Source organism: Trinickia diaoshuihuensis (genome assembly GCF_003390925.1).
GTDB classification, from domain to species: domain Bacteria; phylum Pseudomonadota; class Gammaproteobacteria; order Burkholderiales; family Burkholderiaceae; genus Trinickia; species Trinickia diaoshuihuensis.
On record NZ_QUBS01000090.1, the window covers coordinates 396,458 to 410,683 of the forward strand.

General features: G+C 62.7%; 11 protein-coding genes. 4 read left to right on the plus strand and 7 right to left on the minus strand.

Annotation, left to right across the window (positions count from 1 at the left end):
- Positions 1-5: 5 nt before the first annotated feature.
- Complete coding sequence (locus tag DXT59_RS30115) at positions 6-1,643, plus strand: AMP-binding protein (protein WP_116142115.1); 1,638 nt, start codon at positions 6-8, stop codon at positions 1,641-1,643.
- A 15-nt stretch (positions 1,644-1,658) separates the two neighbouring features.
- Here the strand turns inward: DXT59_RS30115 and DXT59_RS30120 are convergent, their stop codons facing one another.
- The 7 genes from DXT59_RS30120 to DXT59_RS30150 form a co-directional block, all read right to left on the minus strand.
- The gene (locus DXT59_RS30120; protein WP_116142117.1) at positions 1,659-2,390 is read right to left on the minus strand and encodes a LytR/AlgR family response regulator transcription factor; all 732 of its coding nucleotides are present in this window, start codon (positions 2,388-2,390) and stop codon (positions 1,659-1,661) included.
- Between the two features lie 7 nt (positions 2,391-2,397).
- A complete protein-coding gene (locus DXT59_RS30125; RefSeq protein WP_116142119.1) occupies positions 2,398-3,504 on the minus strand; it encodes a sensor histidine kinase in 1,107 nt (368 codons plus the stop codon).
- Between the two features lie 175 nt (positions 3,505-3,679).
- The gene (locus tag DXT59_RS30130; protein WP_116142121.1) at positions 3,680-4,858 is read right to left on the minus strand and encodes an ABC transporter permease; all 1,179 of its coding nucleotides are present in this window, start codon (positions 4,856-4,858) and stop codon (positions 3,680-3,682) included.
- Positions 4,855-6,000, minus strand: coding sequence for an ABC transporter permease (locus DXT59_RS30135; protein WP_116142123.1), 1,146 nt, complete (start codon positions 5,998-6,000; stop codon positions 4,855-4,857). Before DXT59_RS30135 ends, DXT59_RS30130 begins: the two co-directional genes overlap by 4 nt.
- 4 nt (positions 6,001-6,004) lie before the next feature.
- Entirely contained in the window at positions 6,005-6,700 is a 696-nt protein-coding gene (locus DXT59_RS30140; RefSeq protein WP_116142125.1) for an ABC transporter ATP-binding protein, read from the minus strand.
- Positions 6,701-6,766: 66 nt separating this feature from the next.
- Positions 6,767-8,023 (minus strand): efflux RND transporter periplasmic adaptor subunit, encoded by a 1,257-nt coding sequence (locus tag DXT59_RS30145; protein WP_116142127.1) that lies wholly within the window; start codon positions 8,021-8,023, stop codon positions 6,767-6,769.
- A gap of 57 nt (positions 8,024-8,080) precedes the next feature.
- The gene (locus DXT59_RS30150) at positions 8,081-9,544 is read right to left on the minus strand and encodes an efflux transporter outer membrane subunit (protein ID WP_116142128.1); all 1,464 of its coding nucleotides are present in this window, start codon (positions 9,542-9,544) and stop codon (positions 8,081-8,083) included.
- Positions 9,545-9,820: 276 nt separating this feature from the next.
- Between DXT59_RS30150 and DXT59_RS30155 the strand changes: the two genes are divergently transcribed.
- The 3 genes from DXT59_RS30155 (at position 9,821) to DXT59_RS30165 (ending at position 14,200) form a co-directional block, all read left to right on the plus strand.
- Complete coding sequence (locus DXT59_RS30155) at positions 9,821-10,051, plus strand: hypothetical protein (RefSeq protein ID WP_162878310.1); 231 nt, start codon at positions 9,821-9,823, stop codon at positions 10,049-10,051.
- A gap of 20 nt (positions 10,052-10,071) precedes the next feature.
- Positions 10,072-10,281, plus strand: coding sequence for a hypothetical protein (locus tag DXT59_RS30160; protein WP_116142132.1), 210 nt, complete (start codon positions 10,072-10,074; stop codon positions 10,279-10,281).
- A gap of 199 nt (positions 10,282-10,480) precedes the next feature.
- Positions 10,481-14,200, plus strand: coding sequence for a CheR family methyltransferase (locus DXT59_RS30165; protein ID WP_116142134.1), 3,720 nt, complete (start codon positions 10,481-10,483; stop codon positions 14,198-14,200).
- The last annotated feature ends 26 nt before the right edge of the window (positions 14,201-14,226 follow it).

The following is a 14,226-nucleotide window of genomic DNA, read 5'->3' on the forward strand; positions in this document are numbered from 1 at the left end:
GAGTCATGCAACCGTCTGCCCATGTCGATACGTTTGCGCGAGACAATCTGCCGCCGCAAGATCAATGGCCCGTCTTGCTGCTCGATTGCCCGGATGTCGCCTATCCCGCGCGGCTGAACTGCGCGACGGCGCTGCTCGACGAAACGATCGCCGCCGGACACGGGCAACGCGTAGCGATTTGGTCGGAGGTCGATGACCGGCCGCACGCCACGACCTACGACGAACTGCGTGAAATGGTCGATCGATGGGCGCACGTGCTGACGCAAGACATGTGTCTCGTGCCCGGCAATCGAATCTTGCTGCGCGGGCCCAATACGTTGCAAATGGCGGCCGCTTTCCTCGCCAGCTTGAAAGCGGGTCTTGTAGTCGTGCCCACGATGCCGCTGCTGCGCGCCAAGGAGCTCAAGCAGATCATCGACAAGGCAAAAATCGGCGCGGCGCTCTGCGATGCACGGCTGCTCGATGAATTGAACCGGTGTCGAGACGAGAACGATATAGCGTACTGCGCCGATCTTGCCGACGTGCGCGCGTTTCATAGCGATGCGCCCGATTCGATCGAGGCGCTCGCCGCGGCGAAGCCGTCCCGGTTCGACGCCTGCGATACGGCCGCCGACGACGTCTGCCTGATCGCGTTCACGAGCGGCACGACCGGCGCGCCCAAAGGGTGCATGCACTTTCATCGCGACGTGCTGGCGATGTGCGATCTCTTCCCGCGCCATATTCTCAAGCCGTCGCACGCCGATATTTTTTGCGGCACGCCGCCGCTGGCGTTCACGTTCGGCCTCGGCGGGCTGCTCTGTTTTCCGATGCGCGTCGGTGCGTCCACCGTGCTGATCGAAAAGCTGACGCCCGAAACGCTGCTGCGCACCGTCGAGCGGTTTCGCGCGACGACGATGTTCACCGCGCCGACCTTTTATCGTCAAATGGCCCCGCTAGCGGCGCGCTACGACATCGCGAGTCTGCGCAAAACGGTCTCGGCCGGCGAGGCGTTGCCCGACTCGACGCGTGAGCTATGGCGCAAGACGACGGGCCTTGAGATGATCGACGGAATCGGCGGCACGGAAATGATCCATATCTTTATCTCGTCGGCCGGGGAGAACGTTCGGCCGCATGCGATCGGCAAGGCCGTGCCGGGCTATGTCGTCGAAGTCGTGGACGACGAGATGTATCCCGTGCCGACCGGCACCGTCGGCAAGCTCGCGGTCCGGGGACCGACCGGTTGCCGGTACTTGGCCGACGAGCGCCAGAAGAAGTTCGTGCGCGAGGGATGGAATCTGCCGGGGGATGCCGTCTATATCGACGCCGATGGTTACGTCTTTTATCAAGCGCGAGCCGACGACATGATCGTATCGGCGGGCTACAACATCTCCGGCCCCGAAGTGGAAAGCGCGCTGATGCAGCATGAGGCTGTCGCCGAATGCGGCGTGATCGGCGTGCCCGACGAAGAACGCGGGCAGGTGGTGAAAGCGTTCGTCGTCGTTAAGCCGGGGTATCTAGCGGACGATGCATTGGCCGGGCAATTGCAAACGTTCGTCAAGCAAACCGTCGCGCCCTACAAGTACCCGCGTATCGTACAGTTCATCGATGCGTTGCCCCGCACGGAGACCGGCAAACTCAAACGGTTCGCGCTGCGCGGCATGTGAAGCCGCATCGATCGGTCACATCTGCTTGAAAAGCCCCGCGTAAGCTCGGCTCACCGGCAGCACCGCGTCGTGGCCGAGCAGATGAATTTTGAGGCGCCCCAGCAAGTCGCGTTCGACGCGATCGATCGCCGCATAGGAGACGATGACGCCTCGATGCACCTGCGCGAATCGATCGCCATCCAAGCGCGGCAGCAGTTCCTTGAGCGGCGTGCGGATCAAATGGCGTTGATCGGCCGTCACGGCTTCGGTGTATTTATCGGTGGCTTGGAAAAACAGCACGTCGTCGATCGAAACGAGTTTGGTGGCGTCTTTTACGCCGACGGTCAACCAGCGGATCGGCGCCGTGTCTCGGCGGATGCAGGCGGCCACTGCCGCCGCGTCCTCGGGGGTCGGCGGGCCGTGCCGCTGCAAGCGCGCGATACATCGCATCAAGCGGTCGTCGGTCACCGGTTTGAGCAAGTAATCGATGGCCGACGTTTCGAATGCCTCCACCGCGTGCGCATCGTAAGCGGTGACGAACACGATACGGACATCGCTTGCCAGTTGCGCCACCTTGAGCCCGTCGATGCCGGGCATGCGGATGTCGAGAAAGGCGAAATCCGGACGCTTCTCGTTCAGTTGTGCGAGGGCATCGACGCCGTCTCGCGCCATGCCGACGATCTCGAGCTCGGGCCAAAAGCGCGTCACGCGCGCGGCCAGTTCGGCGGAAAGGTTCGGTTCGTCGTCGGCGATCAGGACGGAAGGCATATCGGCTTCAACAAATGGGAATGGACAAGCGAGCAATGACGCCTCGCGCCGCACTGACGTTCGCTTCCACCGTTACGGATGCGCTGCCGCCGTACATCGAAGCGAGCCGCGAGCGGACGTTCGCAAGCCCCACGCCCCCATGCAGTTTCGTACTTTGGCCTAGACCCACGCCCGTGTCGATCGAATCGATCTTGAGCATATCGTCTTCGCGGCGCGCGACGATGCGGATCTCTCCGCCGTCGATGGACGGTTCGATGCCGTGCAACAAGGCATTTTCGACGAGCGGTTGCAGCAGCAACGGGGCAAGGGCCAATTGACGCAGCGGCTCGGGCACGTCGATCGAAAACCGCAACCGCTCGCCCAGACGAATCGCGGCGATATTGAGCAGCGCTTCGATGAGTTCGAGCTCGTCGGCGACCGTCGACGCCGTGCCGCGCGTGCGCGTCAGGCTCGCGCGCAGATAGCGATTCAGGCTGTCGAGCATCGACACCGCGCGCTTTGGGTCGCGCTCGATCAGGCTTTGCACGTTGGCGAGGGTGTTAAACAGGAAGTGCGGCTCGATTTGCGCCTGTAGCAGCGCGAGACGCGCCGCCGTTTCCGATTGCCGCAATTCGGCGGCCTCGCGGCGCTGCGTCTCGAGGGACGCCCGCATACGCATCGCTTGTTCCGAGACGATGAAGAAGGCGCTGGCGACGCCGGTCACGACGAACGACGTGCCGAAGTTCAACCAGGCGCCGATGCCGGTATGCCCGATCAGATGCGGCAATCCGCCGACCGTGGCCGCCGTGAACTCCACGCCGATGACGACACTGAGCGGCGCGATCAGCAGCACTTTCACGACCGGCCCCACCCGAGGCGGGGCGAGGCGGTTCAGCAGCGTGCTGAGCATCAGCGCGCTTAGACCGATCGCCACGCTCACGACCAGATTCGGCAACAGCAGTTGGGTACGATGCGCGGCCCAAAACGCCAGGCCCACGATGCAACTGAACAGCACCACCCAACCGATCGATGCGAAGCCGCCGGCAACCCATGCGTCGGGGCGCGGGAGGGAGCTGCGGCGCGGGCCGGGATCGGCGGTATTCGACGGGATCGAGGGATGATGCTCGCTGTGCATAACGTGGCCTAACCGCGGCTTGGACTATTCCGAGCCGCTCTTCTGGTCGATTGTCAGCGCAATGTATACCGTCTCCCCCGCCTCGGGCAAAGCGTACGACGAACGGCGGCTGGAGGCGACGAACGGTCGAAAAACGAAGTTCGCTTGCCTCTACCGCGCTACCCCGCGCTGATCCTCAATTCGCCCGCAACGCCGCCGCAATGGGCTGACGCGCGGCGCGGATGGCGGGCAGCAAGCCGCCGAGCATGCCGATCGTGCACGCGACGACGATGCCCGAAACCAGCAACGAAGCCGTAACCGTCAAGTGAAAGACGACTTGCGAAAACCCCGCGCCGAGCGTATTGACGGTGTTGCCGTCGAAGAACGCCCAAGCCGCCGCCGAACCGATCGCGCTGCCCAAGATGGCGAGCAGCAACGATTCGATCAGCACGGAGATCACGATCGGACCACCGCTAAAGCCGATCGCACGCAGCGTGGCGATTTCGCGGATGCGCGTCGACACCGCCGTATACATCGTATTGAGCGCCCCGAAGCACGCTCCTAGCGCCATGATTCCGCCAACGAAATACGCGAGCAAGTTCAAAAGTTTCGATAGATTGCGAGACTGCGCCGCATAATAATCGGCTTCGCGCTGCACCCCGACCTTCAGCGACGGGTCGGTCGTCAACGCCCCCTTGAAGCGATCGAACGCGGCGGCGGAATCGAGCAGCGCCGTCACCGATTGAAAGCCGTTGCGGCGATAAGCGGACAACACGGTTTCCGCATCGCCCTGCAATTCCGATTCGTGCGCGTCGCCGCCGCTTTCGAAAATGCCGACGACCGTCCACTCCGAGTTGCGGAACGCGATCCGGCTGCCAAGCTCTAGCCCCTTGAACTGCGCGAGGGCCGACTTGCCGACGATCAACTCGCGCACCGCCGGCCGAAACATCCGGCCCGCGATCAAATGCATTTCCGGCCGAAGCTTCATGGCATTGGGACCCACGCCGCGCAGCGTAACGTTCGCATCGGCGTTGTCCTTCTTTTGCGGCAACGCCACGATCACGACGGCATCGGCCGTGGCGATCGGGCGCCCCGCCTCGTCTTTACGAACGCCGGGTGCATCCATAATCTTCTGTGCATCCTGGCGATCGATCGTGCTTTCGAGTTCCGCTTGCGAGCCGGCCCGCAGCACGATCGCGCGATCGGCCCGCGCCGTGCCCTTGAGCGTCCGCTGAAAACCGGCCGCCATCGCCAGCACGGACACCATCACGGCCACCGTCACGGCAATACCGATCACGATGACCCACGCCGTGCTGAGCCGCTGCGGCAAGCTGCGCAGGTTCATCGACGTGACTGCAACGATTTGCTTGATCATGAGCGCAGCGCCTCCACGATGACGAGCCGCTTGGCACGCCAAGCGGGAACGATGCCCGTTGCAACGGCCAGCAGGGCCGACATCAACACGCCTTCGGCAATCACGGTCGCCGGCAGTTTGACCACGCCGAGCGTGTTGCGCAGCGCCGGAAAGAGCAGATCGGCAATACCGAGCCCGAGCAGCGCCGCCGCGATGCACAGCGTCAACGACTGGACGAGGACGAGCACGAGCATCCGCGTATCGCTGAAACCCAGCGTCTTGAGCACGGCCAGCTCCGGCACCTGCTCGCGCACGGCTTGCATGACCGTACTGCCGACAGCGAACAGCAAGGCAAAGAAAACGGCGAACAAGATATACGTGACGATGAGGTTGATATCGCCGATCTGCTTCATGAACGACTGCTGGAATTCCTTTTCCGTCTGAGTTTTGGTCTCGTCGGATGAGTTGGCGAAATGATCGTCGATTTCCTTGGCCACCAGCGCCGATTGCGACGGGTCTTTCACCACCACGATGTACCAGCCCACCGTGCCCTTCGCGAAACTGCGCGCTTCGTCGAAATACTTGTAGTTGAAGAACATGCCGTCTTCGCGCGAGCTATCGGCCGGGTCTTGGTAAATGCCGACGATCGTGAAGTCCCAGTCGGAATTGCCGTCGGCCGCCTTCACCCAGATCGTCGAATGCAGCGGAATGCGATCGCCGATCTTCCAGCCGTATTTCTTCGCGAGATTCGCCCCTACGACGGCGCCGTCGCGCGTATGTTCGAGCGCCGCCAGTTGATCCTTCGGCAACACATACTCGGGATGCGCGGGGAACTCCCGCTCCGGCTCGACGGGAAACGCCGCGATGAAGTTCTTCGGATCCTGGTAATACGGCCCGAACCACGATTCGTGCGAGACGCGCTCCACACCGGGCAACGCTTCGATCTGTTGCATGTAGGCGTAGGGCATGCTTTCCGTGATCGAGATCCGGTTCGTCACCACGAGACGGTTGACGTTCGAACGCTCGATCGTCTGCTTGAAGGCCGAATTCACGCCCTGCAGCATGCCGAACAGCAAGAACGCGATCATGATGGAGAGCAGCGTCAGCGACGTGCGCACCTTCTTGCGCCAAAGCATCGCCCATATCAGCGGAATGAATTTCATCGCATCACGCCTCGGTCCTTTGCCGCTCTTCGACAAAGCGGCCCTTGTCGAGGTGCAGCGTATGCGTCGCGTAGTCAGCGGCCTTCTGATCGTGCGTCACCATGACGATCGTTTTGCCGTATTCGCGGTTGAGCAACTGCAACAAGTGCAGGATCTCGTCCGCCGTGGCGCGGTCTAGGTCGCCCGTGGGCTCGTCGCAGACGAGCAATTTCGGATCGGATACGAGCGCGCGCGCAATCGCTACGCGCTGCGCCTGGCCGCCGGACAGCTCCGACGGCTTATGCTTCGCGCGTTCCTCGAGACCGACGATACTCAGCGCCGCGTGCACGCGCTTCATCCGCTCGCCTTTGCCAAGCGACGTCAAAAGCAGCGGCAACTCGACGTTGCGCTCCGCCGTCAGCATCGGCATCAGGTTATAGAACTGAAAGACGAAACCGACGTTGTTCGAGCGCCAACGCGCCAGGGCGCCGCCTTTCAGTTGATCGATGCGCTCGCCCGCGACAATGAGCTCACCGCTGGTCGGATGATCGATGCCGCCGATCAGATTCAGCACGGTCGTCTTACCCGAACCGGACGGCCCCATGAGTGCGACGAAATCGCCGTCGGCCACTTGCAAGTCGAGATGGTGAAGCACCTCGACCGTCTGCTTGCCGCGCGTATACGTCTTCACGATGTCCTTGAGGGAAACCATGGCAGTCATTTGCTTCGCTCCTCGTTCGCACCCGCTCAAACGGGGCGAGTGCTTAGTGAATCGTTCACCGGTCGATCAGCGATCGACGACCTTGACGTGTGCGCCGTCGGAAAGCTTCGTCAGATCGCCCGCGGCCACCCGCTCCCCGGGTGCCACGCCCGCGATGACCGTTTGCATCTCGGCGCTGCGCGCGCCGAGCTTCACTTCGCGCCGCTCGACCGTATCGTCGTGCAGCACGTAGACGGTGCCCGTCGCCGCACCGGCGGCGCCTTGCACGGCATCGTTCGGTAGCGTGACGCCGCCCGCGCCGGCGGACGATCCGTTCGAACCGCTTTGCGAACGGCTCAGGAACGACACGCGTGCGCCCATCTCGGGAAGGATGCGAGGGTCGCGCGATTTGAAGCCCACGCGCACTTTGACCGTGGCCTTGCTGCGATCGGCCGTCGGCACGACCGCGATGACGTACGCGGGGATCGCCCAATCAGGATAGGCGTTCAGTTTCAACGTGGCGGGGCCGCCCGACTGAACCCGGCTGATGAAGTTCTCGCTGACATCCACCTCGACCTCGAGCGAATCCATATCCACGAGGGTACAGATACCGGTGCGCGTGAACCCGCCGCCGGCCGACAGCGGCGAGACGATTTCGCCCGGCTGGGCGTTCTTGGTCGTCACGACGCCCGTGAACGGCGCGCGCACGATCGTATCGTCGAGGTCGCGCTTCGCGATTTCGAGCGCCGCGCGCCGCACCGCTAAATTGCCTTGCGCCACGGCCACATCCGTTTGCTTCTGGTCGTAATTGGCCTTGCTTTGTTCGAGCGCGGTCGTGCTGATCACGGCGGCAGCGGCCAATTTGCGATCGCGTTCGTAAATCGGCGTGATGTCGCTCGCGGCCTGCTTGGCCTGGGTCAAGGTGCTTTCGGCCTGCGTCACCGCCGCTTTCGCTTGCAGCAATGCCGCCGACGCGTTCGTGTTGTCGAGCGTGGCGATGACGTCGCCCTCCTTCACATGCACGCCTTCCTCGATGAACAATTGCTCGAGCTTGCCGGTGATCTTCGCCGAAACGGTCGCCTGGCGGCGCGCCACGACATAGCCCGACGCGTCGAGGATCGACGTGCCGGCGTCGGCACCCGAACCGCTTGCCACCGGCTTGGCCACGGCCGCTCGCACGGCCGGCAAGGCGGCATGCAGCCAAAAAAAACCGCCTGCCGCGAGCGCGATCAACAGCCCCAGCAAGCCGCCGATCCACCACCAGCGATGCGAAGCGTCCGTTTGCGCGGGCCGTTGATCCCGCTCGATCCGCAACTGCCGCAACAACTCCGATTTGTCCGTCATGTAATCGACTTCCGCGGTATGAATGGATGAAATTCGGTCAACGTTCGGGGGCGATCCTCAAGGCGTCGTCGAGGCGCTCTGCCCCGCTTGCTTCCAATCGCCGCCCAATGCGAGAAACAGCGCCGCCGTATCCTGATAGCGAGCCGCCAGCGCTTGTACATAGGCAATACGCGAGCGCTGATACTGCTGCTGTGCGACCAGCAATTCGAGGTGATTCGCTCCGCCGAGGCCATAGCGCTGCTCGATCAGATGCAAGCTGTCCGCCGCCGCCGTTTGCGCGCGGTATTGCGCGGCGAGCGTTTGCGCATCGGTATCGAGCGCGCGCAACGTATCGGAGACGTTCTTGAACGCGAGCAAAACGGTTTGCCGGTACTGCGCCAGCGATTGGTCGTAAGCGGCGATCGCGGCACGGCGCTTCGCGTTCAAAGCCCCGCCTTGAAATAGCGGCTGCGTGACGTTGCCGGCCAACGAGAATACGTTGCTCGTGAACAGCGACCTGAACGATGTCGACGCATCGCCGAAATTTCCGCTCAGGCCGATATGCGGCAGCATGTTCGCGGTCGCCACGCCGATCTGCGCGCTCGCCTGATGCAACAGCGCCTGAGCACGCCTGACGTCGGGCCGCTGACGCACGACTTCGGACGGCATCTTCAAAGGTATGTCGAGCGGCAATTGCAACGAGGCGAGGTCGAATTGCTGCTCGTCATACTCGCTCGGCGCCTTGCCCAAATAGACGGCAAGCTGACTGCGCGCGGCCGAAAGCTGCTGCATGAGCGGCGGCAGCGTGGCTTGGACCGAGGCCAAATTCGATTCGGCCGACGATACGTCGGAGCGGGCCGCACCGCCCAGTTCGAACTCTTGCCGGCTCAGATCGACCTCGTGCTGCGCCGACGCAATGAGCTCGCGCGTCGCATCGATTTGCGCGCGCAGCGACGCTTCGAGCACGGCAGCCGTCACGACATTGGCCGCGAGCGTTTGATAGGTCGCCTGCAATTCCTCGGCTTGTGCCTCGCGTCCCGCTTCTTGCGCCTCTAGCCCGCGTCGCACGCCACCAAAAACGTCGAAGTCGTATGACAAACTCACCGACGCGTTATACAGCGTAAAAAGAAAACTGCCGGCCTGCGGAAAGCCTTGCTCCGCGCCGTTCAGTTTCTCGCGCGTGACGCCGGCGGTGCCGCCGATGGTCGGAAACAATGCACCGCGTTGCACATTGACCTGCTCCTGTGCGACTCGCAATGCCGCTTGCGCCGATGCGATCGTCGGACTATTGGCGAACGCATCCGACACGAGGCGATCGAGCTGATCGGATCCATAGGCCGTCCACCAACGCGACGGCAACTGCGCGGCGGGGTCGAAGCGCTGAGCCGCGCCACCCGCCACGGGTGTCGCTTCCGTTTGCACCGGCAACGCAGGCGTGGTGATGGCGGTTGCGGCGGGCGCGGCCGGCGCCTTGAAATCGGGACCCACGGCACAGCCGCCGCAGGCCAGCAAAGCCGCAAGCGAAAAAATCGCTGCCGCCATGCCGCAGGGCGGGCGATGAAGTCCGCACCCAGGCATCGATCGGAGCAGTTGGCCACGCTCGTTTTTTTTCATATCCGAATGGGGGCTGTTCTACACAATTCCCCCGATTCGTCAGCGGAGGAAAGATGAAGCTGGCTATCGGGCAATCAAATGCGCGACAGAGTATAACGCCCGAGTTCGGGTAACGATAGTCGCATTCGATAATCGTCACCATCCAACACATTTAAGCTTCGCATCGCATTTTTTCGTTTCCCGCGGACCATGCTACGAGCTTCGGTGGTCGCGCTCGGCGCCATTGATTTCGCGGGTCCGCTCATCGCCCTTAAACGCGGTTCGTCGCCACGCTATACAATTGGTCGCATGCGGCGCGGATGGGTCGGCTGGAAAAATACACTGCTCGCCGTTTCACCCGCCTTTGCACCGGTGCATGACAATTTATGGATGGAGCGACTCGTCACGTTTCACTTTCCGGCCTATGTCTATTTCTCGTTCCGCGCCCTTGCATAACTCGGCGTGCGACGCTGCGCGTGACGCTGCCGCTGTCGTTCTTCGTTAAGTTCGCACAACATTACGCGTTCGCCGGGCACGCGCCATCGAGCACGACCGACGCTTTCGAAACGCTTTCCTTCGCCGCATGGGGAGTCCTCGCCGGCATGGCGCTCGGACGCTCGCTAAACGTGCTCGTGCGCGCCGCGCATGCGAAAGAAAGCGGCGGGGCAACGGCAAGCTGGGAGTGAAAATTGCTAGTCTTGAGCAAAACTCCACGGCAACTATGCGAGGCCGCGTATGATATGCGACTGAACCTATTCCTCGAAACCCGAGAAGGCCGCGCGTGGCATCGCCCATGCCGGAGGGGTGGCTAGGCAATCGCGAGTCCCATGGTCTATCGCGATCGAGCCGGCGCCGCGCGCTAGAGCCTCCATCCGACAGATCTTTATGTCCGATCAAAACCCAGCACGTTCGGCACAGACCCGATTCGCTTTCCCCGCCGTGGGGATCGACGCATCGGCTGACGACATCGAAGCGCTGAAACAGTTTTTCGACGCGATGCCGGCGCAGTCCGGCGCCGCCTTCGTGATCACGCTGCGTGCGCCAACCGAGCCCGCGCAGTCGCTCGTGACGGCCCTTCAGCCGGCCACCGTCATGCCCGTGGTTCCGGTGCGCCAAGCCATGCGCATGGAGCCGAATCACATTTACGTCGTCGAACCGCCGTTGGTTTGCACGATCGTCGAGCAGGAATTGCGTACTGGGGCCCCGCACGGCATCGAGGAACGGCGCGAACACATTGATCTGTTCTTCGATTCGCTCGCCACCGCTTACGGCGAGCGTGCGGTCGGCGTCCTGTTCGCGAGCGTAAGCACCGATAGCGCGTTCGGCTTTACGCGCCTGAAGGAGTTCGGCGGCGTGACGTTCGCCCAAGCCAGGGGATCCGCTCGAAGCGATAACGCACAATGGCCGCCGAGCGTCGTCAATGCGATCGACTTCCAACTCGAGGCGAGCGAAATGCCGCAGCGCATGCTCGAGTTGTGGTCGAACGCCAAAAAGATTCGGCTTGCGCGCGTACCCGTGGGCAAAGACGACGATGACGCGGAAGTCGGTGAGCCCGGCGCGGGCATGAGCAATATCGAGCGCACCTTGCGCGAGATCATGATGATCTTGCGCAACCGGACTGGGCACGATTTCCGCCACTACAAGCGGGCCACCGTCCTGCGCCGCATAGAGCGGCGCCTGCAGGTGAACGGCCTGTCCGAGCTTCAGCAATATCGCGACTATCTGCAAACGCACCCTGAGGAAACCACGACGCTGTTGCAAGACATGCTGATCAGCGTGACGAACTTCTTCCGCGACAAAGACGCCTACGACGTCCTCAGAGACCAAGTGATGCCGGCGATCTTCGAGAATCGGCGGCAGGAGGAGCCGGTGCGCGTGTGGGTCGTGGGCTGCGCAACGGGAGAAGAGGCTTATACGGTTGCGATGTTGTTGCAAGAAGCATCGGCAGCCGCGCGCGACCCCGTGCCGTTCCAAGTGTTCGCGACGGACATCAGCGAGCGGGCGATCGCCTCGGCCCGGGAGGGCCTCTATCCCGCATCGATCGCGGCCGACGTCGACCCGAATCATTTGCGCCAATTCTTTACGAAGGACGGGGAGCACTACCGCGTCAAGAAGGAATTGCGCGAGCGCGTCCTGTTCGCGCTGCATAACGTCCTGAGCGATCCGCCGTTTTCGCGGCTCGATCTCGTCTGCTGCCGCAATTTGCTGATCTACCTCGATCGCGAAGCGCAGATCGACACGCTTCGCACCTTCCATTTCGCGCTACGGCCGAACGCGCATCTGTTCCTCGGCAGCTCGGAGACGGCGGATAGCGCGGGCGGCTTGTTCTCAGTCGTCGATAAAAAGGCACGCCTGTATCGCGCGAGCATCGCCGTGCGCGCCGACACGCCGGTTCCGATTACGCAGCCCGGCGCACTGAACGCGCGTCCCGCCGTGATGACGCTGCAGCCCAGCGGCAAGCGCAAATTCTCGTTCGGCGAGTTGCACCAGCGCGTGGTCGAACAACACGCCCCGCCCAGCGTGCTCGTCAACCGCGATTCCGACATCGTTCATCTTTCGGATCGTGCCGGCCGCTTTTTGCAATACGTGGGCGGCGAACCGTCGCACAACATTTTGACGGTGGTGCGGCGCGAGCTTCGGCTCGAATTGCGCTCGGCGATTTACCAGGCGCTGCAAGCCGACGTCAGCGTGGAATCGCGCCGCGTGCGGATCGATCGGGACGGCCGCTCGTTCTTCGTGAAGATGACGGCGCGCCCCGTGCACGATTCCGATGCCAACGCCGACTTCGTCCTCATCTTGTTCGACGAAGTGGAAGACAGCGTGGGAGACGTGGACGAGGCCGTGCCGGAGAACCAGCGCGACCCGATCATCGCCCAACTCGAGCGCGAGTTGCAGCGCACGCGCGAGCAGTTGCAGGCGACGATCGAGCATTCGGAAACTTCGACGGAAGAACTGAAGGCGTCGAACGAGGAACTGCAGGCCATCAACGAGGAATTGCGTTCCGCGACCGAAGAGCTCGAAACGAGCAAGGAAGAGTTGCAGGCGATCAACGAGGAACTGACGACCGTCAACGCCGAATTGAAGGCGAAGGTGGAAGAGACGAGCAAGATCAACGACGACTTGCAAAACCTCGTCATGGCCAACGACATCGGCACGATCTTCGTCGACCGCAATTTGTCCATCAAGCGCTACACGCCGCGCGCCGCCGATGTATTCAGCATCATCGCGACCGATATCGGCCGCTCGCTGCTCGACATCACGCACCGGCTCGAATACGACAAACTGGCCGACGACGCCGCCGAGGCCTTCGGCTCGCTGCGCCTGATCGAACGCGAGTTGAAGAGCACGGACGGGCGGTGGTATCTCGCGAGGATCCTGCCGTATCGAACAACGGAAAACCGGATCGACGGCGCGGTGTTGTCGTTCATCGATATCACCTCCCGCCGCGCCGCCGAAGAGCGGCTGCGCAACGTCGGACAAGCCGGTGTCGATGAGATCGAGCGGCGGCGCGACGAATTCCTGGCCGTCGTCTCGCATGAACTCAAACATCCGCTGAACTTGATCAGCGCCAGCACCGAGTTGATCGGACGTTCCAGCGAGGCCCGCTCGAATGGCACGATCGCGCGCGCCGCCGACACGATCCGCCGCACTGTCTTAGGACAAGCGCAGATCATCGACGACTTGCTCGATATGTCGCGCATGCGCACGGGCAAGCTGTCGATTACCCGGCGGCCCGTTGACTTCAAGGAAGTCGTGCAGCGCATCAGCCATACGATGCAAGACGAGGCGCAGCGCAAGGACATCGATTTCCGGGTATCCGTGCCCGACGGTCCCGTCTCCATTCATGCGGATCTCACGCGCATCGAACAGGTCGTTTGGAACCTGGTCAGCAACGCGTTGAAGTTCACGGAAGGCGACGGCAAGATTTCCGTCCAGCTTTCAGTCGACGACCACCATGCGGTCTTGAGCGTGAGCGACAACGGAATCGGTATTGACGGCGCCGCGTTGCCGACGATCTTCGACATGTTCGAGCAAAGCCGCAGCAATGCATCGGCTGTTCGCGGCGGGCTCGGCATCGGGCTTTCGCTCGTGAAGGATCTCGTGGCGGTGCATGGCGGCGAAGTACGCGCGCACTCCGATGGGATCGGTCGCGGTGCGACGTTCACCGTGAAGCTGCCGCGCGTGGTGGATACGGTCACGCACGATGGGAGCGGCACGTCACCCACGACGTTTCTGAAGGGCGAGCACGTGCTGCTCGTCGACGACGATCATGACACGGTGGAGACGTTCCGGCTGTTGCTGGAGATGGAAGGCGCCGCGGTGACTGTCGCGACGAGCGGGGAAGAAGCGCTCGATGTGATCGGCAAGGAATCGCCGTCGTTGATTCTTTCCGATCTCGGCATGCCCGGCATGAGCGGGCTAGCGTTCATCGAGGCGGTGCGCAAGCGGCCGGAGATGGAATCCGTCAAAGCGATCGCGCTGAGCGGCTTCGGCAGGCCTTCGGACGTCGAGGAGGCCACTCGGGCAGGGTTCGATGCCCATTTGACGAAACCCGTCATGCTCGATGCGCTGCTTAGCGCTATTGCGCGGGTACGGGCGAAGTAGGAGCGGTGCCTGGCCCTGGGTCATAC

What these genes read in the sequence shown, in the direction of transcription:
- DXT59_RS30145 (WP_116142127.1), bottom strand. Translation starts at nt 8,023, where the DNA reads ATGACGGACAAATCGGAGTTGTTGCGGCAGTTGCGGATCGAGCGGGAT.
- DXT59_RS30165 (WP_116142134.1), top strand. Translation starts at nt 10,481, where the DNA reads ATGTCCGATCAAAACCCAGCACGTTCGGCACAGACCCGATTCGCTTTC.
- DXT59_RS30135 (WP_116142123.1), bottom strand. Translation starts at nt 6,000, where the DNA reads ATGAAATTCATTCCGCTGATATGGGCGATGCTTTGGCGCAAGAAGGTG.
- DXT59_RS30140 (WP_116142125.1), bottom strand. Translation starts at nt 6,700, where the DNA reads ATGACTGCCATGGTTTCCCTCAAGGACATCGTGAAGACGTATACGCGC.
- DXT59_RS30130 (WP_116142121.1), bottom strand. Translation starts at nt 4,858, where the DNA reads ATGATCAAGCAAATCGTTGCAGTCACGTCGATGAACCTGCGCAGCTTG.
- DXT59_RS30125 (WP_116142119.1), bottom strand. Translation starts at nt 3,504, where the DNA reads ATGCACAGCGAGCATCATCCCTCGATCCCGTCGAATACCGCCGATCCC.
- DXT59_RS30120 (WP_116142117.1), bottom strand. Translation starts at nt 2,390, where the DNA reads ATGCCTTCCGTCCTGATCGCCGACGACGAACCGAACCTTTCCGCCGAA.
- DXT59_RS30150 (WP_116142128.1), bottom strand. Translation starts at nt 9,544, where the DNA reads ATGGCGGCAGCGATTTTTTCGCTTGCGGCTTTGCTGGCCTGCGGCGGC.
- DXT59_RS30115 (WP_116142115.1), top strand. Translation starts at nt 6, where the DNA reads ATGCAACCGTCTGCCCATGTCGATACGTTTGCGCGAGACAATCTGCCG.